At 75.0% G+C, this 24,449-nt stretch carries 27 protein-coding genes; 13 read left to right on the top strand and 14 right to left on the bottom strand.

The features are described 5' to 3' along the window. Positions 1-447: 447 nt before the first annotated feature. From MFF56_RS11235 to MFF56_RS11200, 8 genes are all read left to right on the top strand, one after another. Positions 448-1,068, top strand: coding sequence for a Maf family protein (locus MFF56_RS11235; RefSeq protein ID WP_066922075.1), 621 nt, complete (start codon positions 448-450; stop codon positions 1,066-1,068). Positions 1,069-1,080: 12 nt separating this feature from the next. Next, complete coding sequence (locus tag MFF56_RS11230) at positions 1,081-2,118, top strand: cation diffusion facilitator family transporter (RefSeq protein WP_238230024.1); 1,038 nt, start codon at positions 1,081-1,083, stop codon at positions 2,116-2,118. A 13-nt stretch (positions 2,119-2,131) separates the two neighbouring features. Then, a complete protein-coding gene (locus MFF56_RS11225; RefSeq protein ID WP_238230023.1) occupies positions 2,132-2,971 on the top strand; it encodes a shikimate dehydrogenase in 840 nt (279 codons plus the stop codon). Then, on the top strand, positions 2,968-3,591 hold the full coding sequence (gene coaE, locus MFF56_RS11220) for a dephospho-CoA kinase (RefSeq protein ID WP_066922542.1): 624 nt from the start codon (positions 2,968-2,970) through the stop codon (positions 3,589-3,591). Before MFF56_RS11225 ends, coaE begins: the two co-directional genes overlap by 4 nt. A gap of 436 nt (positions 3,592-4,027) precedes the next feature. Beyond that, a complete protein-coding gene (locus MFF56_RS11215; RefSeq protein ID WP_066924010.1) occupies positions 4,028-4,255 on the top strand; it encodes a type II toxin-antitoxin system HicB family antitoxin in 228 nt (75 codons plus the stop codon). Positions 4,256-4,304: 49 nt separating this feature from the next. Then, positions 4,305-5,030: a DNA polymerase III subunit epsilon gene (dnaQ, locus tag MFF56_RS11210; protein ID WP_066924012.1), complete on the top strand. Its 726-nt coding sequence runs from the start codon at positions 4,305-4,307 to the stop codon at positions 5,028-5,030. Between the two features lie 91 nt (positions 5,031-5,121). Continuing rightward, positions 5,122-5,568 (top strand): ribbon-helix-helix domain-containing protein, encoded by a 447-nt coding sequence (locus MFF56_RS11205; protein ID WP_066924014.1) that lies wholly within the window; start codon positions 5,122-5,124, stop codon positions 5,566-5,568. 43 nt (positions 5,569-5,611) lie between these two features. After that, on the top strand, positions 5,612-6,895 hold the full coding sequence (locus tag MFF56_RS11200; protein WP_238230022.1) for an extracellular catalytic domain type 1 short-chain-length polyhydroxyalkanoate depolymerase: 1,284 nt from the start codon (positions 5,612-5,614) through the stop codon (positions 6,893-6,895). A 13-nt stretch (positions 6,896-6,908) separates the two neighbouring features. Here the strand turns inward: MFF56_RS11200 and MFF56_RS11195 are convergent, their stop codons facing one another. The 6 genes from MFF56_RS11195 to bla all read right to left on the bottom strand — a co-directional run bounded on the left by MFF56_RS11195 (position 6,909) and on the right by bla (position 10,742). Continuing rightward, positions 6,909-7,292: a nuclear transport factor 2 family protein gene (locus MFF56_RS11195; RefSeq protein WP_066925687.1), complete on the bottom strand. Its 384-nt coding sequence runs from the start codon at positions 7,290-7,292 to the stop codon at positions 6,909-6,911. 49 nt (positions 7,293-7,341) lie between these two features. Further along, on the bottom strand, positions 7,342-7,929 hold the full coding sequence (locus tag MFF56_RS11190) for a peroxidase-related enzyme (RefSeq protein WP_066925690.1): 588 nt from the start codon (positions 7,927-7,929) through the stop codon (positions 7,342-7,344). 23 nt (positions 7,930-7,952) lie between these two features. Continuing rightward, the gene (gene panC / locus MFF56_RS11185) at positions 7,953-8,804 is read right to left on the bottom strand and encodes a pantoate--beta-alanine ligase (RefSeq protein ID WP_066925693.1); all 852 of its coding nucleotides are present in this window, start codon (positions 8,802-8,804) and stop codon (positions 7,953-7,955) included. A gap of 100 nt (positions 8,805-8,904) precedes the next feature. Next, on the bottom strand, positions 8,905-9,249 hold the full coding sequence (locus MFF56_RS11180; RefSeq protein ID WP_066925697.1) for a hypothetical protein: 345 nt from the start codon (positions 9,247-9,249) through the stop codon (positions 8,905-8,907). A 76-nt stretch (positions 9,250-9,325) separates the two neighbouring features. After that, the gene (ybaK, locus tag MFF56_RS11175; RefSeq protein WP_066925699.1) at positions 9,326-9,799 is read right to left on the bottom strand and encodes a Cys-tRNA(Pro) deacylase; all 474 of its coding nucleotides are present in this window, start codon (positions 9,797-9,799) and stop codon (positions 9,326-9,328) included. A 4-nt stretch (positions 9,800-9,803) separates the two neighbouring features. Continuing rightward, a complete protein-coding gene (gene bla, locus MFF56_RS11170; protein ID WP_066925702.1) occupies positions 9,804-10,742 on the bottom strand; it encodes a class A beta-lactamase in 939 nt (312 codons plus the stop codon). A 148-nt stretch (positions 10,743-10,890) separates the two neighbouring features. Between bla and mnmE the strand changes: the two genes are divergently transcribed. Beyond that, positions 10,891-12,204 (top strand): tRNA uridine-5-carboxymethylaminomethyl(34) synthesis GTPase MnmE, encoded by a 1,314-nt coding sequence (mnmE, locus tag MFF56_RS11165; RefSeq protein WP_066925705.1) that lies wholly within the window; start codon positions 10,891-10,893, stop codon positions 12,202-12,204. A gap of 94 nt (positions 12,205-12,298) precedes the next feature. Here mnmE and MFF56_RS11160 read toward each other — a convergent pair whose 3' ends face one another. From MFF56_RS11160 to secB, 3 genes are all read right to left on the bottom strand, one after another. Beyond that, on the bottom strand, positions 12,299-12,802 hold the full coding sequence (locus MFF56_RS11160) for a DUF3429 domain-containing protein (RefSeq protein ID WP_066925708.1): 504 nt from the start codon (positions 12,800-12,802) through the stop codon (positions 12,299-12,301). A gap of 163 nt (positions 12,803-12,965) precedes the next feature. Then, positions 12,966-14,195, bottom strand: coding sequence for an MFS transporter (locus tag MFF56_RS11155; protein WP_066925711.1), 1,230 nt, complete (start codon positions 14,193-14,195; stop codon positions 12,966-12,968). A gap of 242 nt (positions 14,196-14,437) precedes the next feature. Next, positions 14,438-14,941: a protein-export chaperone SecB gene (gene secB, locus MFF56_RS11150; protein ID WP_066925714.1), complete on the bottom strand. Its 504-nt coding sequence runs from the start codon at positions 14,939-14,941 to the stop codon at positions 14,438-14,440. 492 nt (positions 14,942-15,433) lie between these two features. Here secB and MFF56_RS11145 point away from each other — a divergent pair, with 492 nt between their 5' ends. Genes MFF56_RS11145 through MFF56_RS11135 form a run of 3 tightly spaced genes read left to right on the top strand, consistent with a single transcriptional unit; the run spans position 15,434 to position 18,272 of the window. Continuing rightward, positions 15,434-16,147: a Tim44/TimA family putative adaptor protein gene (locus tag MFF56_RS11145; protein ID WP_066925717.1), complete on the top strand. Its 714-nt coding sequence runs from the start codon at positions 15,434-15,436 to the stop codon at positions 16,145-16,147. 18 nt (positions 16,148-16,165) lie between these two features. After that, positions 16,166-17,398, top strand: coding sequence for a murein transglycosylase A (gene mltA / locus MFF56_RS11140; protein ID WP_082773267.1), 1,233 nt, complete (start codon positions 16,166-16,168; stop codon positions 17,396-17,398). Between the two features lie 10 nt (positions 17,399-17,408). Continuing rightward, positions 17,409-18,272: a Smr/MutS family protein gene (locus MFF56_RS11135; protein ID WP_066925720.1), complete on the top strand. Its 864-nt coding sequence runs from the start codon at positions 17,409-17,411 to the stop codon at positions 18,270-18,272. 4 nt (positions 18,273-18,276) lie between these two features. Here the strand turns inward: MFF56_RS11135 and MFF56_RS11130 are convergent, their stop codons facing one another. Then, a complete protein-coding gene (locus MFF56_RS11130) occupies positions 18,277-18,525 on the bottom strand; it encodes a hypothetical protein (protein ID WP_238230021.1) in 249 nt (82 codons plus the stop codon). A 337-nt stretch (positions 18,526-18,862) separates the two neighbouring features. Between MFF56_RS11130 and rho the strand changes: the two genes are divergently transcribed. Beyond that, a complete protein-coding gene (rho, locus tag MFF56_RS11125) occupies positions 18,863-20,218 on the top strand; it encodes a transcription termination factor Rho (RefSeq protein ID WP_066925722.1) in 1,356 nt (451 codons plus the stop codon). A gap of 61 nt (positions 20,219-20,279) precedes the next feature. On the opposite strand, the gene MFF56_RS11120 is transcribed toward rho, so the two are convergent. Genes MFF56_RS11120 through MFF56_RS11105 form a run of 4 tightly spaced genes read right to left on the bottom strand, consistent with a single transcriptional unit; the run spans position 20,280 to position 24,446 of the window. After that, positions 20,280-21,533, bottom strand: a complete 1,254-nt coding sequence (locus MFF56_RS11120; protein ID WP_238230020.1) for a hypothetical protein — start codon at positions 21,531-21,533, stop codon at positions 20,280-20,282. Between the two features lie 53 nt (positions 21,534-21,586). Beyond that, entirely contained in the window at positions 21,587-22,498 is a 912-nt protein-coding gene (locus MFF56_RS11115) for a tetratricopeptide repeat protein (protein ID WP_066921258.1), read from the bottom strand. Beyond that, positions 22,498-23,424: a VWA domain-containing protein gene (locus MFF56_RS11110; protein ID WP_238230019.1), complete on the bottom strand. Its 927-nt coding sequence runs from the start codon at positions 23,422-23,424 to the stop codon at positions 22,498-22,500. Before MFF56_RS11110 ends, MFF56_RS11115 begins: the two co-directional genes overlap by 1 nt. Then, complete coding sequence (locus MFF56_RS11105) at positions 23,421-24,446, bottom strand: VWA domain-containing protein (RefSeq protein ID WP_238230018.1); 1,026 nt, start codon at positions 24,444-24,446, stop codon at positions 23,421-23,423. The genes MFF56_RS11110 and MFF56_RS11105 overlap by 4 nt, the downstream gene beginning before the upstream one ends. Positions 24,447-24,449: the final 3 nt, after the last annotated feature.

The raw sequence follows: 24,449 nt of genomic DNA, 5'->3' as shown, positions 1-24,449 counted from the left end.
CTCGATCGCCACTGGAACCGCGCCGCGCCCCCTCTCCCATAGGGAGAGGGTTGGGGTGAGGGGTATGACCTTTCAGATCTGAGCACGCCATCGACGCGCGTTCAGCACCGCGTTTATCCGGAAGCCTCATACCCCTCACCCTGTCCCTCTCCCTATGGGAGAGGGGACTCGCGCCTGACCGGGGCTAGGTTCGCTCGGCATATGCGATCGCCCTGCCCGCAGAGGGGGAGGGGGAGCGCGCGGGTGTCCCGCATCCCTTGGGACGACCTCCATCCACCCCCGTTGACCTTTGGCTAACCCCGTCCTGGCACCTTCGCCTCGGGGGCCACGTCGCGTACCGGCTCCCCGTCAGCCTCGCCGCCCCCTCCCTCCTCGGGGCGGCGGGGTTCGCGGGGCGCATGCGCCCCCGCCGCTTGCGGTGCACCCGCGAACCGTGACACTGGGCCGATGACCCAGCCCTCGCCCTGGCTCGGCCCCGGGCCGCTCCTCCTCGCCTCCACGAGCCAGACCCGCCGCGCCCTGCTGGAGGGCGCGGGGCTGCCCGTCGAGACCGAGGCACCGGAGGTGGACGAGCGCGCGGTCGAGGCCGCGAGCGCCGGCCTGCCGCCCGCCGACCTCGCCCGCAGGCTCGCCGAGGCCAAAGTGCTGGCGGTGGCCCGCCGCCGTCCGGACCGGCTCGTGCTCGGCGCCGACCAGGTTCTGGCCCTGGACGGGACCGTCTTCCACAAGCCCGCCGACGCGGCGGCCGCCCGCGACCAGATCGCCCGGCTCGCGGGCCGGACCCACCAACTCCACGCCGCCTTCGCGCTGGCGCACGGGGGCGCGCTCGTTGCAGCCGGCGTCGAGACGGCGAGCCTCACGGTCCGCCCCCTCGATGAGCGCCAGATCGCGGCCTATGTGGCCTGTGCCGGCGAGGCCCGGGTGTGCGCGAGCGTCGGCGGCTACCAGCTCGAAGGGCTCGGCATCCACCTGTTCGAGGCGGTGGCGGGCGAGCACAGCACGATCCTCGGCCTGCCGCTGCTGCCGCTGCTGGCGCATCTGCGCGCCGACGGCTGGCTGCGCTTCTGAGGAGCGGCCCGCTTGCACGATCACCACGATCACGGCGCGCACGACCACGCGGATCACGGCGCCGGCCACGAGGCGCCCGCCCGCCGGCACAGCCATGGTCATGGACACGGGCATGGGCACAGCCACGGCGGCGCAGGGCAGGGGCATGGGCATGGGCATGGACACGTCCACGCCCCGGCGAGCTTCGGCACCGCCTTCGCGCTCGGCATCGGGCTGAACACCGCCTTCGTGCTGATCGAGGCCGGCTACGGCTGGGCCAGCAATTCCATGTCGCTCGTGGCCGATGCCGGCCACAACCTCTCGGACGTGCTCGGCCTCGCGGTCGCCTGGACGGCCTCGGTGCTGGTGCGGCGGCGCCCGAGCGCGCGCTTCACCTACGGCCTGCGCGGCTCCTCGATCCTGGCCGCCCTGTTCAACGGGGTGTTCCTGCTGGTCGCGGTCGGGGCCATCCTCTGGGAGGCGGCTTGGCGCCTCGTCCATCCCGAGCCCGTGGCCGGCGTGACCGTGATGGTGGTGGCGGGCATCGGCATCCTGATCAACGGCTTCACCGCCTGGCTCTTCGCGGCGGGCGCGAAGGGCGACATCAACATCCGCGGCGCCTTCCTGCACATGGCGGCCGACGCCGCGGTCTCGGCCGGCGTCGTGCTGGCGGGCCTCGCGATCTGGCTCACGGGCCGGACCTGGATCGACCCCGCCGTCAGCCTCGTCATCGGCGGGCTGATCGTCTGGGCGAGCTGGGGCCTGCTGCGCGACAGCGTGACCATGTCGCTCGCCGCGGTGCCGCCCGGCATCGACCCGGAGGCGGTCGAGGGCTGGCTGCGCGCGCGGCCGGGGGTCGCCGCCCTGCACGACCTCCACATCTGGCCGATGAGCACCACCGAGACGGCGCTGACCGCCCATCTGGTGATGGCGGGCGGGCATCCGGGCAACGCCTTCCTGGTCGAGGCGGCCGAGTCCCTGCGCACCCGCTTCGGCATCCACCACGCCACCCTGCAGATCGAGGAGGCCGGCGGCCCCGCCTGCCGGCTTGATGCGGGCTGCCACCCCTGACCGGATTCTTCCGATGAAACGCGCCTTCGTCGTCGGCCACCCGATCGCCCACTCGCGCTCGCCGCTGATCCACGGGCACTGGCTCGCCCTCCACGGCCTCGCGGGCCGCTACGAGCGCGTGGACGTGGCGCCCGAGGCCTTCGCGGGTTTCGTGCGCGGCCTGGCCGCCGCGGGCTATGCCGGCGGCAACGTGACGATCCCGCACAAGGAGGCCGCGCACGCGCTCAGCGACGCGCTGACGCCGCGGGCCGAGCGGATCGGGGCCGTCAACACGCTGGTCGTGCGGCCGGACGGCAGCGTCCTCGGCGACAACACCGACGCGCCGGGCTTCGTCGCCCATCTCGACCAGAGCCTCGGGCCCGACTGGCCGGCGCGCACCGGGAACACCGCCCTCGTGCTCGGCGCGGGCGGGGCGGCCCGCGCGATCGTGGTCGGTCTCGCCGAGCGCGGGCTGGCGCGCATCCGCGTCGCCAACCGCAGCCCGGAGCGGGCCGAGGCGGTGGCCGCGCTCGCCCCCGGCATCGCCGAGGCGCTGCCCTGGGCCGGGATCCCGGCGGCGCTCGGCGGGACGGGTCTCCTCGTGAACACCACCGCGCTCGGCATGGCGGGGCAGCCGCCCCTCGACATCGACCTCGCGCCGCTCCCGCCGCGGGCGGCGGTGGCCGACATCGTCTACGCGCCGCTGGAGACCCCGCTGCTCGAAGCCGCCCGCGCCCGCGGCCTCGCGGCGGTCGACGGGCTCGGCATGCTGCTGCACCAGGCGGTGCCGGGCTTCGAGGCCTGGTTCGGGCTCCGGCCCGCCGTGACGCCGGCGCTCCGCGCCGCGATCGTGGCGGATCTCGCGGCCCGATGAGCGCGGCGAAGCGCCCCTTCGTGCTCGGGCTGACCGGCTCGATCGGCATGGGCAAGTCGGCGACCGCCGCGATGTTCGCCGCGCGCGGCGTGCCGGTCCACGACGCGGACGCCGCCGTGCACCGCCTCTACGGGCCGGGCGGGGCGGCCGCCGCGGCCATCGGGCAGGCCTTCCCCGGCACCCTGGCGCCGGACGGGTCCGTGGACCGGGGCGCCCTGCGCGCGGCCGTGCTCGACGATCCCGGGCGCCTGGCCGCGCTGGAGCGCATCGTGCATCCCCTGGTCGGTGAGGTGGCGCAGGCCTTCCTCGCCCGCCACGCCGCGGCGCCCCTGGTGCTCCTCGACATCCCGCTCCTCTACGAGACCGGCGGCGCGGGCCGCTGCGACGCGGTGCTCGTCGTCACCGCGCCCCCGGCGGTCCAGCGCGCCCGGGTGCTCGCCCGCCCCGGCATGAGCGAGGCCGCCCTCGACGCAATCCTCGCCAAGCAGTTGCCGGACGCCGAGAAGCGCGCCCGGGCCGATTTCGTGATCGACACGAGCCGGGGCTTCGCCGCGGCCGAGGCCGAGGTGGACCGGGTGATCGCCGCGGTCGGCGGCGCGGCATCCTCGTCACAGGCCTGAACCGCGACGTCCTCCCTCCCCCCTCCGCGGGGGAGGGGAGCGGGGTGGGTCTCCGCAGGCGTTGTGTGAATCTGGTAGCCCTGCAGGCAGAGCGATGGCCTATGCCGAGCGAGCCCCAACACGGATCGGGCGCGGGTCCCCTCTCCCGTGCGGGAGAGGTCTGCTTTCGCAGAAAGCCGGGTGAGGGTCCCGGAGCTTTACGGACGAGGCTCAGCGGTTCCGCGGCGATGGCCAGCCCCTTCCGTAGCGTTCTCATCCCTCACCCCAACCCTCTCCCGCACGGGAGAGGGGGCGCGGTGCGGTTCAGGCGCGAGCCGAGGCAGGGTGTCTCGCCATATGCGATCACCCTGCCCTGAAGGAGTGGGGACCCGCGCTTCGTCGTGAGACGTTGCGTCAGACCGAACTCTTCGACCAGAATCGATATGAGAGCCGTCCCGTGAGCGAACGCGTCTACCCGGTCGTGATCGCCCCCCTCACCGTCGAGGACGGCGGCGGCTTCGCGGCCACGGTGCCGGACCTGCCCGGATGCAGGTCCGACGGCGCGAGCCCGCAGGAGGCGCTCCGCAACGTGCAGGACGCGATCGAGGCCTGGATCGCGCTGGCCCACGACCTCGGACACGCGGTCCCCCCGCCCTCGCGCCATCCCGAGCGCGCACTCGGTTAACCCCGCCCGGTCTATCGGTTAGGCTCGGCCGGGCCACGGGTGCTGGATGATGCTGCGCGAGATCGTTCTCGATACCGAGACCACCGGCACGGACGCCAAGAACGGCGACCGCCTGATCGAGGTCGGCTGCGTCGAGCTCGTCAACCACGTGCAGACCGGGCGCACCTTCCACCGCTACGTCAACCCGCAGCGGGCGGTGCATCCCGACGCCTTCGCGGTGCACGGGCTGTCCGACGCCTTCCTCGCCGACAAGCCGCTCTTTGCCGACATCGTGGCCGACTTCGTGGCCTTCTGCGGGGACGCCCCGCTGGTGATCCACAACGCGCCCTTCGACGTCGGCTTCCTCAACATGGAGTACGGGCGGCTCGGGGCCGGTGCCCCGCCCGCGATCCGGCTAGAGGACGTGGTCGACACGCTGATCCTCGCCCGAAAGAAGCACCCGGGCGCCGGCAACAGCCTCGACATGCTGTGCAACCGCTACGGCATCGACCGCAGCCGCCGCACCAAGCACGGCGCGCTCCTCGACGCGCAGATCCTGGCCGAGGTCTATATCGAGCTGCTCGGCGGCAAGCAGACCGGCCTCGCCCTCGGAGGGGCGGTGGAGGCGCGGGCGGTGGAGACGGCGGCGGGCGAGGCCCGGCCGGTCGATCGCGGGCCCCGCCCGCTGCGCCAGCGCCTCACCGCGGAGGAGCGCGCCCGGCACGACGCCTTCCGGGCGAGCCTGGGCGCCGGCGCGATCTGGGCCGAGTATATCGGGGCCGACGAGCCGGCCTGACCGCGCCGGTTTGCTGCGTCGCGTCATCGGCTATTGCGCTGCACAACGAACATCCCATATCCATCCCCGTGGATGGTGTGGAGATGGTTCGATGCTCGACCTGCAGCCCGACAGGACGGTCAGCCCATCCGGGCCGCGTCCGCCGGCCCGGCCCGGCGACAGCGAGAAGATCACGATCAATCTCGGCCCGATCGATCTCGGCCACCTCGACCTGCTGGTCGCCGAGGGGGTCTACGCCAACCGCAGCGATTTCATCCGCACGGCGATCCGCAACCAGATCGAGCGCCACGCCGAGGTGACGCGCCAGTCCGTGGCGCGGCGCAGCGTCGAGCTCGGCCTGCGCCGGATCGACCGCGCCGACCTCGAGGCGGCGCTCGCCGAGGGCCGCCGCCTCGACATCCGCGTGCTGGGCCTTGCCAGCATCGCGCCCGACGTCGGCCCCGACCTCGCCCGCGCGGCGATCGCGTCCCTGGAGGTGCTGGGCAGCCTGCAGGCGAGCCCGGCGGTCCGGGCGGCGCTGGCCGACCGGCTGCGCTGAGATCCGCGCCGTCCGATCCCTTCCCCCGAGCCGTGAGGCACCCATGACCGATTCCGACGACCGGAGGCATGCTCCTCTCGATGCCATGTTCGAGGCGACCCGCCTGACGGGCCTCGGCCGCCTGGAGGAATCGACGGCGCTGATCCAGCGCACGCTGTTCGGCCGCGGCGCCCACCCGTCGCGCGCGCCCGCACCGGCCGGCACCCCCGCCCTGCCGCCCCCATCGCCGCAGGGCGACGCGCCGTCCGAGAGGACGACCGCCGAACCGCTCCAGTCCGTGCTGTCGCCGGAGCGGGTGCGCGCGGCCGTCGAGGGCGTCGTGCGGGGTCTCGGGCGCGGCGTGGCGCCGGTGCTGAAGGGGATGGAGGGCTTCGGCCTCGACAGCCTGGCCGGCGGCCGCGCCCGCGGGCCGGCCGGGATGCCGGGCGAGGTCCCGGGCCAAGTCCCCGGCGAATCCCCCGGCGAATCCTCTGGCGGCAGCTTCACGGACGGGCACTTCGCCTGCGCGGCGGGCGGGCGCGACTACAAGCTCTTCGTCCCGAGCCGGCCGCGCGCGCCCGCGCCGCTCGTGGTGATGCTGCACGGCTGCACCCAGACGCCGGAGGACTTCGCCGCCGGCACCGCGATGAACGCGCTGGCCGAGCGGGACGGGCTCTACGTCGTCTATCCGGGCCAGTCGCGCCGCGCCAACGGGCAGCGCTGCTGGAACTGGTTCGAGCCGCGCGACCAGGGCCGCGAGGCCGGCGAGTCCGCGATCATCGCCGACATGACCCGCGCGCTCGTGGCCGAGCACGGGCTCGACCCAGCCCGGGTCTACATCGCGGGCCTCTCGGCGGGGGGCGCGGCGGCCGTGAACGTCGCCCGGGCCTATCCGGACCTCTACGCGGCGGTCGGCATCCATTCGGGCCTCGCGGCCGGCTGCGCCTGGGACCTCACCTCGGCCCTGATGGCGATGCGCGCGGGCGCGGGGGGGGCGGAGATCGCGGGCCCGGGCTCGTCCGGGGCCGTGCGCGTGCCCACCATCGTGTTCCACGGCGACGAGGACGGCACCGTGAGCGCCCGCAACGCCGACCTCGTGCTGGCCCAGGCCGGCGCGGCCGAGCTCGACGCCGCGCCCGAGCGCTTCGCGGGGGAGGGCCATCCCTACACCCGCACCCGCTACCGCGACCGGAGCGGGCGGGTGCTGGTGGAGGATTGGCGCGTGCGCGGCGCCGGCCACGCCTGGTCCGGCGGCAGCCCGCGCGGCAGCTACACCGATCCGCGCGGGCCCGACGCCTCCCGGGCGATGCTGGACTTCTTCGCCCTGCACCGGATTCCGCGGACCTGATCCGCGGGCTCGCTCAGAACATCCCGTTCGGGTTGGCCGACGTCTCCGGCAGAACCTGCAGCACGTCCCAGTGCTCGACGATCTTCCCGTCGGCGTCGAGCCGGAAGATGTCGATGGCGGCGTAGTCGTGGTCGCCCGGCCAGTGCTGGAGGCAGTGCAGGACGACGAGATCGCCCTCGGCGATCGCCCGCTTGACCTCGACCCGCTTACCCGGCCAGTCGCGGGCCATGCGCTCGAAATAGGCGACGAAGCCGTCCCGGCCGGTCGCCACGTGCGGGTTGTGCTGGATGTACTCGGCGCCGGCGTAGCGCGCGAGGGCCTCGCGCGGCCGGCAGGCGTTGAACATCAGCTCGTAGAAGGCGATCACGTTGGCCTTGTTCCGCGCAAGGTCGGTCATGCCGTCTCCCTCCCGGGGGCCCGTCCGCGTCGCGAGGGCCCGGACGATCTCAGGTCCGGCCGCGTCCCAGCGCGTAGAATTCCGGGTTGGCGCGCAGGCTCGTGAAGTTCGCCAGGCGGTTCGACAGGCCGAAGAAGGCCGCGATCGCCGCGATGTCCCAGATGTCGTCGTCGTCGAAGCCGTGCTCGCGCAGCACCGCGCTGTCCGCCTCGCCGACCTCCTGGGCCCGTTGGGCGATCGCCAGGGCGAAATCGAGCATCGCCCGCTGGCGCGGCGTGATGTCGGCCTTGCGGTAGTTCGCCGCCACCTGGTCGGCGATCAGCGGGTCCTTGGCCCGGATGCGCAGGATCGCGCCGTGGGCGACGACGCAGTACTGGCACTGGTTGGCCGCCGAGGTCGCCACCACGATCATCTCGCGCTCGGCCTGGGTCAGCCCGCCCGGCTTGTCCATCAGCGCATCGTGGTAGGCCATGAAGGCGCGGAACTCGTCCGGCCGGTAGGCCAGCATCAGGAAGACGTTGGGGATGAACCCGGACTTCTCCTGCACCCGCAGGATGCGCGCGCGGATGTCCTCCGGCATCGCGTCGAGCGCGGGGACCGGGTAGCGGCTGACCGGGACGTCCGTGGTGTCGGGCATGGAACGATCTCCGGGAGCGGCCGCTAGACCGGCAGGTTGTCGATGAGGCGCGTCCGGCCGAGATAGGCCGCCGCCAGCACCCGGGCCGGGCCCGCGACGCGGGCGACCGGCGCCAGCGTGTCGGCGTCGCAGACGGCCAGATACTGCACCCGGAAGCCCGCCCGCTCCAGGTCGCCGGTGCCGGCCTCGCAGGCGCCGGCCGTCTCGGCGCCCGCGCGCGCGGCCTCGGCGACCCGGGCGAGCACCGCGTGCAACCGGGGCGCGGCGGCCCGCTCCTCCGGCGTGAGGTAGCGGTTGCGCGAGGACAGGGCGAGGCCGTCCGCCTCGCGGATCGTGGGCACGCCGCGGACCTCCACGCCTAGGTCGAGGTCGGCCGCCGCGCGGCGGATCACCTGCAGCTGCTGGAAATCCTTCTCGCCGAACAGGGCGATGTCGGGCCGCACCTGGTTGAGGAGCTTCGTCACCACCGTGGCGACGCCCGAGAAGTGGCCGGGCCGGAAGGCCCCGCACAGCCCCTCCGTCAGCCCCGCGACCTCGATGCGGGTGGCAAATCCCGGCGGGTACATGGTGGCGACCTCAGGGGTCCAGGCGGCGTCCGCACCCGCTTCGGCGAGGCGGGCCAGGTCGGCCTCCACGTCCCGCGGATAGCGCGAGAAATCCTCGCTCGGGCCGAACTGGGTCGGGTTCACGAAGATGCTGACGACCGCCCGGCCCGCGCGCCTGGCCTCGGCCACCAGCGCGAGGTGGCCGACATGCAGCGCGCCCATGGTCGGCACCAGCACGACCCGCTCGCCGGCCGCACGCCAGGCTGCGACCTGCGCCCGCAGGGCGGCAAGGTCGGAGAAGCGCTGCGGCGGCAGGTGGAGGCTCGACACGGGACAGGGCTCCGGCTCGGACGGTGACGGTGACTTAATCCGCGCGCCCGCGCCGCACCAGCCCGCTGCCCCGTGGGGGCACCCCGTCAGGGGCACCCCGTCAGGGGCAGTAGGGCAGCACTGCCCGGTCGAACGGGTCGTCCCAGCCGAGCGGGGGGGTGAAGCCGTAGTAGCTCGGCTTGCCCAGCCCGTAGGCCGAGCCGGCATAGCTCGGGTCGTCGGGCGCGTCCGTCGGCACGGGCGCGCGCCGCGGCACGCAGCCGGCCGGCACCGGCACGGGGGCGACGCAGCGCGACACGGTCTCCTCGCCGTCGCCGCGGGGAAAGTAGCGCGGGGCGCAGCGCGGACCGGCTCCGGGCGGCGGAGGCGGCCGGTCGAGCAGGTCGGCCGCGCCGAGGGCGGCGGTTCCGAGCAGCAGGATCCCGAGGGCCAGGCTCGCGCGCATCCTCACCCGCACCCTGCTCCTCCGGCCTCGCTCGCGCCGACCGTGCGGCGGCCAGGGTAAACGAGCGGTTAAACCCTCAGGTCAGCGTCGCCGTCCGCGCGCCGAGCGCCCGCAGGAGGTCGTCCGGCCGGATCCGGATCTGCAGCCCACGCCCGCCGCCGTTCACGTGAATCTCCGCGTCCGTGGCCAGGGAGCCGGCATCGATCGCCGTCGGCACGGCCCGCTTCTGCCCGAGCGGGCTGATGCCGCCGACGTGGTAGCCGGTCAGCCGCTCGGCGTCGGGCACCTTCAGCATCGCGGCGGCCTTGCCGCCGAAGGCCGCCGCGACCCGCTTCATGCTGACCTCCTTGTCGGAGGCGACGAGCAGGCAGACAGGCTTCCCGTCGACAGCGGCCATCAGGGTCTTGAGCACCCGGTCCGGGCCGACGCCCAGCGCCTCGGCCGCCTGGAGGCCGATGCGGGGCGCCTCCGGGTCGTACGCGTAGGCGTGCAGGCTATAGGGGATGCCCATCCTGTCGAGCGCGCGGGTGGCGGGGGTGGCCTTGGCCATCGGGTCAGGATCCTGCGACGCGCGCCGCGACGATGCGGCCGACCTCGGCATGGGGGGCGTCGCGCGCCTCGGCCGGCCCCGCCGTCCCGGTGATGTAGACCGCCGCGACGAGCGGCGCACGCCCGGGCGGGCGCAGCAGGGCGACGGTGTTGGCGGTGCCGTTGTCGCCCGTGCCGGTGCGGTCGCCGACCACCCAGTCGGCGGGCAGGCCGGCGCGCAGGCGCTTCAGCCCGGTCCGGCAGCCGACCATCCAGCCCTCCAGCCGCGCCCGGGAGGCCGGGGCGAGGGCGGGGCCCAGCAGCAGCCGGTCGAGGGTCGCGGCCATCGCGGCGGGGGTGGTGGTGTCGCGTGGGTCGCCTGGCAGCGCGCTGTTGAGTTCCGGCTCCCGGCGATCGAGCCGGGTGGTCGCGTCGCCCTGCGCCCGCAGGAAGGCGGTGAGCGCCTCCGGGCCGCCGAGCGCGTCGAGCAGGAGGTTCGCGGCCGTGTTGTCGCTCCAGACCAGCGCCGCCGCGCAGGCCTCCTCCAGGCTCATCGTGGTCCCGGCCCCCGCCGCCTCGACCTTCGCGCGGGCGACGGGGGCGTAGCTCTGCAGGTCGTCGGGCCCGAGCGGCAGCGCGCGCTCCAGGCGCTCGGCGCCCCGCTCCACCCGTGCCAGGATCGCGGCGGCGGCGAGCACCTTGAAGGTGCTGCAGAGCGGGAAGCGCTCCTGCGCGCCGAGCGCCAGCAGGGTCTCGCCGCCGCTCTCGCGCAGCACGACGCCGACGCGGCCGCCGACCCGCGCGGCGAGCGCCGCCAGCCGCGCGGCCGGCGCCTCCCCACCCGTCGCCTCTCCGTCTGCCGCCTCTCCGCCCGCCGCCCGGAGCGGCCCGGCGGCCAGCACGAGGCCCGCGCCGAGCCAGCCCGCGACCCCGCGGCGCGTGGGCGCCGAGCCTGCCTGGATCATGATCCGTCCTCCCTGTCGCGGCCGCCGCGACGGCGCGTCATCCTGCACCGGCCCGGCGCCGCGACGGTGCCGGCGCGCACGCCGCGGGGCCGGGTGTGATAGAGCGCGCACCGGATCTCGGCGCAACGGCGCGGACGGCCAGGGGACCATGGACGACCAGAGCACCATCTTCGCGCCGGCGAGCGGCTTCGGGCGGGCGGCCGTCGCGGTGATCCGGCTCAGCGGGCCGGCCTGCGCGGCCGTGCTCGCGGCCTTCGGCGGGACGCCGCCGCCGCCGCGCCGCCTCGCCCTGCGCACCCTGCGCGACCCGCGGGACGGCGCCGTCCTCGACCGGGCGCTGGTCTGCTGGATGCCGGGGCCCGACACCTTCAGCGGCGAGGACATGGCCGAGCTGCACCTGCACGGCGGCGCGGCGGTGCGCGCCGGGGTGATCCGGGCGCTCACGGACTTCCCCGGCTGCCGCCCGGCCGAGGCCGGCGCCTTCACCCGGCGCGCGGTCCTCAACGGGCGCATGGACCTCACGGAGGCGGAAGGCGTCGCCGACCTGATCGAGGCCGAGACCGCGGCCCAGGCCCGGCAGGCCCTGCGCCAGCTCGACGGCGCGCTCGGGCGGCAGGTCGAGGCGTGGCGGGAGGAGATCCTCACCTGCCTCGCGGGCGCCGAGGCCGCCCTCGACTTCTCCGACGAGGGCGACGTGGACGAGGCGGGCCTCGACCGCGCCCTGACCGGCCGGGCGACGGCCGTGCGCGACGCGGTCGCGGCGGCGCTGGCGGACGGGCGCCGGGGCGAGCGCCTGCGCGAGGGCTACACGGTCGTGCTCGCCGGGGCCCCGAACGCCGGCAAGTCGACCCTGCTCAACGCCCTGAGCCGGCGCGACGCGGCCATCGTCTCCGACCGGCCCGGCACCACGCGCGACGTGATCGAGGTGCGGCTCGACCTCGGCGGACTTCCCGTGCTGCTCGTCGACACCGCGGGCCTGCGGGCGACCGAGGACGCGCTGGAGGCGGAGGGCATCGCCCGCACCCGGCGCCGGATCGCCCAGGCCGACCTCGTGCTGCTGCTCGACGCCGAGGGCGCCGCGGAGGCGCTGCCGGAGGCGGCCGACCTCCTGCGCGTGCGGACCAAGGCGGATCTCGGCGGCGCGGCGGGCGAGGCCGGCGGCCTCGCGGTCTCGGCGCTGACGGGTGCGGGGATGGAGGCCCTGCTCGCGGCGGTCCGCGCCCGCGCCGAGGCGGCGCTCGGCGCGGGCGAGGGGATCGTCACCCGGGAGCGGCACCGGGAGGCCCTCGCGCGCTGCGCCGCCCATCTCGACCGGGTCGCGCGGGCCGGCGCGGAGGCGCCGCCGGAACTCGTGGCCGAGGATCTCCGCCTCGCCGCGCGGGCGCTCGGTGAGGTGAGCGGCCGGGTCGGCGTCGAGGCGGTGCTCGACCGCCTGTTCTCCAGCTTCTGCATCGGCAAGTGAGAGGGCCCCGGCCGCCCTACGGCAGGGGACCCAGCGGAACAGGCTTAACCGTTCGTTTCACGTGAAACGGCCGCGCCTCCCGCGAGGCCCCCGGTCAGTACGGCGCCGTCAGCTTCAGCACGAGCAGCGCCACGAGGCTGAGCACCGCGATCGGGATCTGCAGCGGCCGCAGGCGCGCGAAGAACAGGGGCGCCTCGCCCCGGCGCGCCGCGATGGGGTCGAGGATCGCGATCGCGACGAAGCCCGCGATGAGCAGGTCGAGCGCGATCACCCGGTTGCCGAGGATCACCACCGTGAGCAGGGCCCCGAGACCGAGGCAGAACAGGCCGAACATCGTGGCGATCTGCACGACGGTCGGGCCGCCCTCGGTCCGGAAGCTGACCCCGCGGCGGACGCCGGAGAGGAAGAGCAGGATCGCAGCGCCGTACAGGATTGTGGCGAGCAGGATCAGCTCGTCCCACATCCCACGCTGCCACCACGCGGCGGCGGCGCCGGCCACGAAGGGCAGCATCGGTCCGTAGCCGAGGACGACGCTGAGCCAGGGCGTCTCGCGCGGCTCCTCTGTGACCAGCGTGCGGCCGGTGGCGTTCTCGAGCATCGGGGCCTCGGGACTCGGGCTGGCGCGCTCCCAGCCGACGCGGACGCCGGTTCGGCACGGTAGAGCGCGGCGAAACAAGGACCCGGCGGCGCCGGGCGGACATCTCGGGCGCAACAGGCCCCGTCCTCCGGGGTTCCGCACCTCGACGTTTCGTGAGGCCGGATCAGGCCGGCTGGGGCGCCGCGCGGGCCTGCCGACGGCGGGCGCGCCGGCCGGGCTCGGGCGTCGCGTCGAGCCAGATCACCAGGGCGAGCGCCACCAGGGCGGGGGCGCCGAGCGCCAGGAACGCGCCGGTCCAGCCCAGGAACTGCTGGGCGAGCCCGCCGTACCAGGCCGAGAGCGCGCCGCCGATGCCCTGCACGGCGTTGAGGGAGCCCAGCGCCGTCTGGGTCCGGCCCGAGCCCCAGGTCAGGTCGGCCACCACGATCGGCACCGCCACCCCGACGATGCCGGAGGCTACGCCGTCGAGGATCTCGGGGAGGATCAGCCAGTACGGGTCGTCGATGAAGGCGGAGAGCGCCGCGCGCACCGGCAGCACCGCGATGGCGAGCAGCAGGAGCTTGCGGCGGCCGCTGCGGTCGGCGAGCGAGCCGGCGAAGAGCGCCACCGGCACCATCACGAGCTGGGCCACCATCACGTAGCGCGCCGTCCAGCTGGTGGCGTCGGCGGCGGTCGCGACGAGCTTCTGGCCGAGCAGCGAGAGCATGCCGCCGTTGCCGAGGTTGAACAGGGTCAGCGCCACCGCCAGCACCAGGAGCTTGCGGTTGCCCACCACGCTCTTCAGGCCGGCCCGCTGCGGCTGGTCGTCCGCATCCTCCTTCCAGCCCACGGCCCGGCGCTCGTTGTAGCAGTGGCCGGGCGTCGTCGCGGTGGCGACGATCGCCAGCACCGCCATGGCGCCGAGGACCCAGAAGGCCACCGCCGGCCCGAACCAGCCGGTGCCCAGGCTGATCAGACCCGCCGCCAGCAGGATGCCGAGATGGTTGAAGGCCTGGTTGCGGCCCTGCTGCTTCGGGAAGCGTTCCTTGCCCACGATGCCGAGCGTCAGCGCGGTGACGGCGGGCAGCAGCAGGGTGCCGCCGGCCGCCGCCAGCATCTGCGCGGCGAACACCCCCGGCACGTTGCGCGCGGGCAGCAGCAGCAGGGTGCCGCCGAGGATCGCCGCGCAGGCGAGGCCGATCAGGAGGCGCGGGCGGCCCAGGCGGTCGACCAGAGCGCCGAAGGGTCCGCTGAGCAGCAGCGCGCCGACGCCGACGAGGGTGGTGACGAAGCCGACCCGCGCCGGGCTCCACTGGGCCGCCTCCGCGAGCCAGGTGCCGAGGAACGGCCCGAGCCCGCCCTGGATGTCGCCGGTGAAGACGTTGATCAGGGCGAGGTGGTGGGTGGCGAGCATGCGATCCTAGGGTTCCGGAATTCCGGGGCGGGACCTGTACCGCCAAGCCGTGCGGTCAAGCCCGGCTGCGGCCAAGAGGCGCCGTCCCCGCGGGCGAAGGGCTGGCGGCCCGGCCGAAGCGGGGCCGCCCGGCTCAGAAACCCCGGACGGGCCGAAATGGACCCATGAAAAGGATTCATGAAAAAACCCCGGCCGCGCGTGCGGCCGGGGTCGGCAATCCTCGACGGCGCCCGCGCGGCGGGTCAGGAGGCGAGCGGGCCGCCGGCCTGCTGCTGGGCCTCGAAGGCGCGCTGGCGGTAGAGGCCGACGAAGTCGATCGGGTCGATGTAGAGCGGCGGGAAGCCGCCGTTGCGCACCGCCTCGGCGACGATCTGGCGCGCGAAGGGGAAGAGCAGGCGCGGGCACTCGATCATCACCGCCGGGTGGATCTGATCCTGCGGGATGTTGAGCATCCGGAAGATGCCGGCGTACTTCAGGTCGAAGGCGAACAGGACCTCGTTGTTCACCTTGGCGTCGCCCTCGAGCGCCAGCACCACCTCGAAGTCGGTCTCCGAGAGCTGCTGGGCGTTGACGTTGACCTGGATGTTGATCTGCGGGCCCTGGCCTTCCTGGGGCTGGAGCGAGCGGGGCGCGTTCGGGTTCTCGAACGAGAGGTCCTTGGCGTACTGCGCCAGCGCGTTGATCGTGGGCTGAGCCTCGCCCTGCGGCGCGCCGCCGTTGCCGTTCGGAGCCGGAGAGTCGGCCATGGCGGTTATCCTCCTCAAAGTGTCGCGCCGGCGCCGGGTCCGGACACCGTCCTGCGCGGCGCGCCGGGTATTCGGGGCCGCGCGGGAAGCGATTCAGGCGGGCAGGCCGCTAACATGCCCGTCCCAGCGGAACAAGCGAGCGGGCCGGCCGAGCGCCGACCTGATGTCATCCCGCCCATCCCGCCGCCGCGGACGGGCGAGGTGCCGGGGCGCACCGGAGCGGGACCGGGCGCAGCGAAGCGGGCCGGGGCGGCTGGAACCGGCCGGCCCCCTGTCCCATATGGCGGAGATCGTCCGGGCGGCTCGCCCGGCGAATCCGGCTCGCACCTCGCGCGGCGGTCGGGTAAGAGCAGTGTCGTGCGACGTCTGCCCGGTCCACCGGTGCGGCGTTCCGCGGGGGACTCTCACGGGGCGCCGCGGGATAGGTTCTCAAGGATCCCCGCGCGGAATTCTCTGGACGCCGGCTCGCCGCAGCCGGCACTCGGATCGGTGATGCAGGATACCTTCGACCTCACGACCATCATCTTCCTGGCGCTCGCGGTCTTCGTGATCTGGCGCCTGCGCTCGGTGCTCGGCCAGAAGACGGGGGCCGAGCGCTCGCCGTTCAAGCCGGTGGAACGGGGGCGCGCGGAGCCGCAGGCCCGGGGCGAGGGCGACAACGTGGTCCGCCTGCCCGGCGCCGACCGGGCGGCGCCCGAGCGCGTCCAGGGCACGCCCGCCCGCGACTGGCGCGGCATCGCCGAGCCGGGCTCGGCCGTCGCCCGCGGCCTGGAGGCGGCGGTGCAGGCTGAGCCGAGCTTCGACCCGCGCGCGTTCCTGGAGGGCGCCAAGGGCGCCTACGAGGCGATCATGATCGCCTTCGCCAAGGGCGACCGGAAGACCCTGCGCAGCCTCCTCTCCAAGGAGGTCGGCGAGGCCTTCGAGGGCGCGATCGCCGAGCGCGAGCGCAACCGCCAGACGCTCGAGACCACCTTCGTGTCGATCGACAAGGCCGAGATCGTTGCGGTGGAGGTGCGCAACCGCGTCGCCCAGGTCACCGTGCGCTTCCTCTCGAACCTGATCACCGCGACCCGCGACGCCAACGGCGCGGTCATCGACGGCAGCGCCGAGACGGTGGTCGAGGTGCCCGACGTCTGGACCTTCGCCCGGACCCTCGGCTCGCGCGACCCGAACTGGCAGCTCGTCGCGACCGAGGCGGGCGCCTGAACCCCGTGTGACGCGGCCATGCCACGCTCGTCGAGACAGGGAGGGCGCGCGCTCGCCGTCGCCCTCCTGACCGGAACGCTCCTCGCCGGCCCGGCCGCCCACGCGGCCGGGCCGCTTCGCGTCGGCGGCGCGGTGCTCGAGCCGGTGGCGGTCTCCGCCCTGCCGGGCTTTCCCGGGGCCGACCCGGCCGCCGCCCTCGACGCCTTCCGGCGGGTCTGCGCGGCCCCCGCGCCGGCCGTGCCGGCCCCGCCGACGGTGGCCGGCTCGGCCCCGGATCTCGCCGCCGCCTGCGCGGCCGCCGCCGGGACGCCGCCGGAGCGGGCCGGGGCCTTCTTCGCCGAGCGCTTCGACGCCTACCGGGTGGTGCGCCCGGCCGAGGGACAGGACCCTGAGCGCCGCACGGGCTTCCTCACCGGCTATTTCGAGCCGGAGCTGGAGGGGTCCCTCACGCCCACGCCGGGCTACGCCGCGCCGGTGCTCGCCCGGCCGGACGACCTCGTCAGCCTCGCCCCCGGCGAGGTGCGACCGGGCCTGGACCCGAGCCTCAGGGCGGCCCGCGCGGTCGGCGACCGTCTGGAACCCTATCCCGACCGGGCCGCGATCGAGGACGGGGCGCTGGGCCCCCGCGCCCGCCCGCTGCTCTGGCTGCGCGACCGCGTCGATCTCCTGGTGCTGCAGGTCCAGGGCTCCGGCCGGGTGCGGCTGCCGGACGGGAGCGGCGTGCGCGTGCTCTACGACGGGCGCAACGGCCGGCCCTACACGGCGGTGGCCAAGCTGATCGTGCAGGAGGGCCACCTGCCGCTCGATGGGCTGACGCTCGCCCGCTGGACCGCCTGGATGCGGCAGAACCCCGAGACCGCCCGCCGGCTGATCCGCGCCAACGCCTCCTACATCTTCTTTCGCCTCGCGCCCGTGGCCGACCCGGCGCTGGGCCCCCAGGGCGCGGCCGGCGCGCCGCTCAGCCCCGGCCGCAGCCTCGCGGTCGATGCCAACCTCTGGCGCTACGGCCTGCCGTTCTGGCTGGAGGGACGCCTGCCCGGCGGCACGCCGCCCGAGGCCGGCCGGCTGGTGGTCGCCGCCGACACGGGCTCGGCCATCGTCGGGCCGGCCCGGGGCGACCTCTACCTCGGCACGGGCGCGGAGGCCGGGATCGCCGCCGGCAACCTGCGCGACGCCGTCGGCTTCGTGGTGCTGCTGCCCAAACCCGCCTCCGGGACGGGGGCGGACCCGGCCGCCGGGCCGGGGCGCTGAGGAAGCCGCCATGCGCCGCCCGCGCCGCCCCCGCACGCTCTCCGGCGACGAGGCCCGCCTCTGGGCCGAGATCGCCAAGCTGATCACGCCCCTGCGCGCCCGCGCCCGGCCGCGGGCCGAGCCGGCCGCCAAGGCGGAGCCGGCCAAGTCCTCCCCGGCCAAGTCTTCCCCGGCCAACTCCCCGGCCAAGTCTTCCCCGGGCGCCTCCCCGGGCGCGGGCGGGACGAGCCCGGCCCGGATGCCGGCCCGGCCGGCGCCGGCCATTCCGTCCCGGTCCCTCGCCGACGAGTTCGCGCAGGCGCTGGCGGCGGCCGCGCCCGCGAAGCGTCCGGGCAAGCCCGGTCCCGCCAAGGTCCCGAAGGTCGCCTTGGCCCCTGCGCCGGCCGGGCCGGGACTCGCCAAGCCCGCGCCGGCGAAGGCCGCGCCGGCCAAGCCCGCGCTCGCCAAGTCCGCGCCGGCCAAGCCCGTGGTCCCGATGCCGACCGCCGCGCCCTACCGGGCGCCGCCGCAGGTGCCGCGCCCGCCCGCCGGCCTGGAGCGGCAGGCCCGCCTCGCCCTGCGCCGCGGCACGCTCGCGGTCGAGGCCCGCATCGACCTGCACGGCATGATCCAGAGCGAGGCGCACGCCGCGCTCACCGGCTTCCTGATGCGCGCCCGCGCGGCCGGCCACGCCCACGTCCTCGTGGTGACGGGCAAGGGCGACTCGGGCGGGGGCGACTTCGCCGGCCCGTTCTCGGAGCGCGGCGTCCTGCGCCGCAGCGTGCCGCACTGGCTGCGCGGGCCGGAGCTGCGCGGCCTCGTGCTGGGCTTCGAGGAGGCGGCCCGCCACCACGGCGGCGGCGGCGCCCTCTACGTCCGGCTCCGGCGGCGCTGAGCGCTCACCAGCGCATGGTGCGGCGGCGGCAGGTTCGGCCGTTGTCTTGGAAGCCGGCCGGGCAGCGGCGCACGCAGGCCCCGGCCGCGAATTTCAGCGGCGGCCGGCAGGCGGCGCCGAGCTGGCGTCCGTACTGGTAGGCCTTGGCCGGACTCTCGGCGGAGGCCGGCGCGGCCGGCAGGACGGCGAGGCCCGAGAGGACCAGGCCCGCGAGGAGGGCGGGGGCCGGGCGGCGGGCGGAGCGTGACGGCATCGGACATCCGGGTTCGCGTAAAAGCCTTGCTCAACGCGCCCCGCGACCGCGGGTTCGGGGCTCCGCCACGGACTGAATCCGGGACTTGAGCCGGCGGCGGAAACGCGGTATGCGTCAGGCGCCCTCCCAAAAAGATCGAGCGCCGCACCGCATCCGTGAGCCCAGGCGGCTCCGTTCCACCGATGCCACGGGTCCCGTCGCGACGCGCGAGCCCGATGCCCGGTGCCTCATCCCGAGGCCCGCGCGGACTGACCCTCGAGTTGTCAGGCCCGGATCTTCCATCCCCGAACGTCCCTCGTCCCTCCCTCCCACGTCCCACGTCGGTTCAAGACACTCCATGACTGCACATCCCGACGCCTTCACCGACGACGCCGCCGCGGGCGAGGACCTGCCCGAGGCGACCCCCGTCCCGGCGGTGCTCGCCGGCGTCAAGGAGGTCAAGCTCCAGGACCTCAAGGCGAAGACGCCGACCGACCTGATCGCCTTCGCGGAGGAGGTCGAGGTCGAGAACGCCTCGACCATGCGCAAGCAGGAGCTGATGTTCGCCATCCTGAAGCAGCTCGCTGCCAAGGAGATCGAGATCATCGGCTCGGGCACGGTCGAGGTGCTGCAGGACGGCTTCGGCTTCCTGCGCTCCTCCGACTCGAACTACCTGCCGGGTCCGGACGACATCTACATCTCGCCCACCCAGATCCGCCGCTTCGGCCTGCGCACGGGCGACACCGTCGAGGGCCCGATCCGGGGCCCGAAGGACGGCGAGCGCTACTTCGCGCTCCTCAAGGTCAACACGATCAATTTCGAGTCGCCTGAGAAGATCAAGCACAAGGTCCACTTCGACAACCTGACGCCGCTCTTCCCGACGCGACGGTTCAAGCTGGAGCTGGAGAACCCGACCAAGAAGGACTTCAGCCCCCGCATCATCGACATCGTGGCGCCGATCGGAAAGGGCCAGCGCGCGCTGATCGTGGCGCCGCCCCGCACGGGCAAGACCGTGCTGATGCAGAACATCGCCCAGTCGATCACCCTGAACCACCCCGAGTGCTACCTCATCGTGCTGCTCATCGACGAGCGCCCCGAGGAGGTGACCGACATGCAGCGCTCGGTGAAGGGCGAGGTCATCGCCTCGACCTTCGACGAGCCGGCCACCCGCCACGTGCAGGTCGCCGAGATGGTGATCGAGAAGGCCAAGCGCCTGGTTGAGCACGGCCGCGACGTGGTGATCCTGCTCGATTCGATCACGCGCCTGGGCCGGGCCTACAACACGGTCGTGCCGTCCTCCGGCAAGGTGCTGACCGGCGGTGTCGATGCCAACGCGCTCCAGCGCCCGAAGCGCTTCTTCGGCGCGGCCCGCAACATCGAGGAGGGCGGCTCGCTCTCGATCATCGCCACCGCGCTCATCGACACCGGCTCGCGCATGGACGAGGTGATCTTCGAGGAGTTCAAGGGTACCGGCAATTCCGAGATCATCCTCGACCGCAAGGTCTCGGACAAGCGCATCTTCCCGGCGATCGACATCACCCGCTCCGGCACCCGCAAGGAGGAGCTCTTGGTCCCGCCGGACGCGCTCAAGAAGACCTACGTGCTGCGCCGCATCCTCAACCCGATGGGCGTCACCGACGCGATCGAGTTCCTCATGGACAAGCTGCGCCAGACCAAGAGCAACGGCGATTTCTTCGACTCGATGAACACCTGAGCGGCATCGCATCGCCGGTGACTTCGCGGCGTCGGACCCTCGGGTCCGGCGCCGTTCCGTTTCAGGCGGGCCCGTCGAGGGGCTTGAGACGGTCCGATCCGGCGCTCGCGGCGCGGGGCGGGCGCTCGGACCGGCCGAGCAGGCGGGCGAGGCCGGCGAGGTCGGGCGTCTCGCGGCCGGCGGGCGCGTAGACCGCCCGGTCGAGGGCCGCCAGACCCGCGACGATGGCGGGCCGCCCGCGCCAGAGCGCCGCCAGTTCCGGTTCCGCCTGCATCGCCCCCGCGACCGCCGCCCGGAAGGCCACCGGGTCGTTCGCGGCCGCGGCGCGTTTCAGGGCGCGGCGATGCGGGCCGGTCAGGCGCAGGCGGGCGCCGCCGGGGCCGAAGCCGAGGAGCAGCAGGCCGAGCCCGAAGGCCGCGAGCCCCGCCGCCGCCGCGACGAGCGGCGCGGTGGCGGCCGGGGCCGGGGCCGCGTCCGCGCCGTCCACGAGCCCGCCGCCGATCTGGCGCGCCGGGATCTCGGCCTCCCGCATGGTGCGCGAGACCGTGTCGAACCACGGGATGCTGATCGCGTCGAGCGGGATCACCTCCGGGACGCCCGGCCGCACGTCCCACTGGTAGGTGGCGCGCGCCACCGGCCCCGTGGGCGTGAGGATGGTCTCGCGGGTCACCGGGCCCGCGAAGGTGATGATGCCGCGGGTGCGCATCACCGGGCGGGGCGGCAGGCCCTCGGCCACCATGCCCTGCGCCTCCACCGTCACGATCCGCCGCCCGGTCTCGCCCATCTTCAGCGTCTCGGGGTCGGGGCTCCAGGAATCGGTGACGCTGACGTCCCGGGCGGGCAGCCACCAGGGTTCCTTCACCTCGGGGCCGCCCGAACCTTGCGTCCAGGCGGCGACGGGGAGCGGGATCGGGTTCGAACGGACGTCGACGACCCGGCGGGTGCCGAGGTCGTTGACGGTGAGCCGGTGCACGAACGGGTCGATGGTGAAGTCGCCCGCGTGGTGCGGGAAGATCGCCACCGTGCGGTCGAAGGCGAGCCCGACCTGTCCGTCGGGCAGGCGCTCGCGCCGCCAGGTGTCGCGCCCGAGCTGGGTCCAGCTGAAGTTCGCGAGCGTCGGCTGCACCACCTCCTCCAGCAGGATCTGCTGGCGGTAGAGCCCGCGGATGCGCAGCAGCACCATCTCGCGGGCATAGGGCGCCGCGTTGCCGGCGCGCTCCGCCGTCACCGTGAGCGTGAGGTCGCCGGCCTCGATCTCGGCACGGGCCGGGGCGGCGAGGAGGAGGGGGAGGAGGGCGAGGCAGAATCGCGCCATCCCTTCCCCCGCAAAGCGGATAGGGAGAGGCGCGCGGCCGGGTCCGAAGAGAATCACCACGGGTTGCTCCCGGCGGGCATGTTGGTGCCGGCCTCGACGCGGCGGGTCTGCTCGGCCTTGAGGCGCAGCTTCAGGTAGCGGCCGGGATCGTCCGGCAGGGTCTGGAGCCAGAGCCGGTCGGGGCGGATCTCGTGGGCCTCGAAGCTCTTCGTCACGCGCCGCACCTCGCGCTCGGGGGCGGCCGCCACCATGGCCGAGCCGCTGCCGGTGCGCCCGCGCCCGGCCGCGTCGCTCGCCGAGCCGCGGGCCTCGCCGCGGCCGGAATCGACCGCCTGCTGCTCGGCCCGGCCGCGGCGGGCCACCTTGCTGTTGCCGGGCAGCGAGGCGCTCGACCCGGCCTCCTTGTTGCCGGCCAGCCCCTCGCCGCTCGAGGTGGCCTTGATGTCGTCGCTCTGGTCGTGGTTCCGGGTGTTGTTGTAGCGCGCGCCGTACTGCGCCGTGCCGTTGGCGATGCCCCCGCCCGGACCGCGGTCGATCGCCTCCTCCATGAGACGGGCGATGAGCGCGCGGTTGGCCTGCGCGTCGGCGTCGCGCGGGTTGTACTGCAGCGCCTGATTGTAGGCCGCAACGGCGCCGGCGAGATCGCCGGCACGCGCCAGCGCGTTTCCGAGGTTGTAGGCGTTGCGCCGCCCGCCGTTGCGGAAGATCGCGGCCGCTTGGCCATAGTCGCCGGCCGCGTAGAGGGCGGGCCCGCGCCAGGCCGGGTCGGCGATGATGCCGGAGGCCAGCCCCGGCAGGCCGACGCCCATCAGCAGCCGCCCGAGGCCGGTGCGCGGCTCCGTGAGGGCGCAGAGGGCGACGAGGCCGGCGCCCGCCAGCGCCAGACCGGCGCCGCGCGCGTGGCGGCGCCAGCGGCGCGGCAGCGCCAGGGCGGCGGGAAGCGGAAGGGAGACGGGGCCACGCATCAGGCGCTCCGGCGGAAGAGCAGCAGGGCGGGGAGGGCGGCGAGCAGGAGCAGCCAGCGCCCGAGGTCGGCGAACGCCAGCACCGTGTAGCCGCCGGCCGCGAGGTGCTGGGCCGTGCTGGCGCCGACCGCCTCGAGCACGGCGCCCGGGGCGTCGAGGTCGGCCACGACGCCGCCGCCCGCCCGCACCACCGCGTCGAGCGCGCCCCGGTCGGGTCGCGGCACGCCGGGCGGGAGCGGGCGGGTCGCGGGCACGAACACGCCCTGCAGGCGCCAGCCGCGCTCGGCGATGGCGCGCGCCTCGCGCCGCGCCGCGTCGCCGAGCCCGTCGCCGTCGGTGATCAGCACGACGTCGGCGGCGACCACGTCGGCCTCGGCCAGCGTGCGCCGGGCCAGCGCGAGGCCGCGCTCGGGGTGGCTGCCGCGGTCCGGCACCGTGTCGGCGTCGAGGGCGAACAGGGTGGTGCCGAGGCTGTCGCGGTCGGTCGTCGGCGACATGGCGAGGTAGGCGTCGCCCGCGTAGACCACGAGGGCGACCGAGCGGGTGCCCGCGGCCTCCGCCACCGCCTGTGCGGTCTGGCGGACCTCCTTCAGGCTGCCGCCCTCCGTCACCGAGCGGGAGAGGTCGAGGACGATCACGGTGGCGTCGAGGTTGCGGAAGGTCGCCGCGTCCCGGCGCTCGACCGCCGGACCGGTCAACGCCAGCGCGATCAGCCCGGCCGCCAGCGCCGCCGCGAGGTTGGCCTGCCGACGCCCGCCGAGCACGGCGCCGCGGCGCTCCATCAGCCGCATCAGGGCGGGGTCCACCGCCCGGCGCCAATCCCCGAGCGGTGCCGCGCGCCACGTCGCCCGCAGGACGAGCAGCGCGAGCGGCAGGAGCGCGAGGAGCCACCAGGGCCGCAGCAGGGCGAGGCTCGCGACGCTCATGCCCGCCTCCGGCTCGCGAGGAGCGCGGCGGCGCAGACGAGCGCCAGCGCGGCCGGCCAGGGCCAGAGGTCGCGCCGCAGCGGCACCGGCGGCGCCTTGGCGCGACCGCCCTCGATGGCGTCGATGCTGGCGGCCACCGCGACCAGATCCTCGGTGGTCTTCACCCGGAAGGCCCGGCCGCCGCTGACCTCGGCCATCTCCCGCAGGGTCTCGGTATCGACCACGTCCTGCTCGCCGTCGGCGTTGGCCATGTCGCGGGGGCCGAGCGCGATGGTGTGGACCCGGATGCCGAGGTCGCGCGCGAGCGCCGCCACGTCCCGCGGCGCCGTCTGGCCGGCATTGTTGGCGCCGTCCGAGAGCAGCACCACGACCTTGGAACTCGTCGGCGCGGGCTGGCCGGCCTCCGCTCCGGCATCGCGCGGGTCGAGGCGGCGCAGCGCCAGCCCGAGCCCGTCGCCGATGCCGGTCGAGCGGCCGACGAGGCCGATGCCGGCCTCCTCCAGGGCGCGCGCGACGCTCTGGGTGTCGAAGGTCGGACTGGCCGCAACGTAGGCCTGGTCGGCGAAGATCACGAGGCCGATCCGGTCGCCGGCCCGGCGGCGGATGAAGTCGGCGCCGACGCGCTTGACGGCCTGGAGCCGGCTCACCGTCTCGCCGTCGAGGGCGAAGTCGCGCCGCTCCATCGAGCCGGAGAGGTCCATCGCCAGCATGATCTCGCGGCCCGAAGCCGGCAAAGCGATGCCGGGCAGGACGAGGCGGGGCCCCGCGACCGCGACGACCAGGGCGGTCCACAAGGTCCAGATGAGCCAAGTCCGGCGCCGGCCGCGCGACGCGATGGCGCCGGCCGCGCCCGCTTCGGGCACCAGCGAGGCCGGCACGCGCAGCGCGCCGCTCGACCCTTCCGCCTCCGCCGGCAGGAGCCGCGCGGCGAGCCAGGGCAGGGGCAGCAGCAGGAGCGCCGCGGGGCTCGCGAGATCGAGGGCGGTGAGGAAGGCGCTGGCCGAGGCCGGGAGGATTGCCATGGC

The sequence above is a fragment of the Methylobacterium hispanicum genome (genome assembly GCF_022179285.1).
Classification (GTDB): domain Bacteria; phylum Pseudomonadota; class Alphaproteobacteria; order Rhizobiales; family Beijerinckiaceae; genus Methylobacterium; species Methylobacterium hispanicum.
The sequence above is the reverse complement of the archived record's forward strand: the minus strand, read 5'-3'. Positions and strand labels throughout refer to the sequence as shown.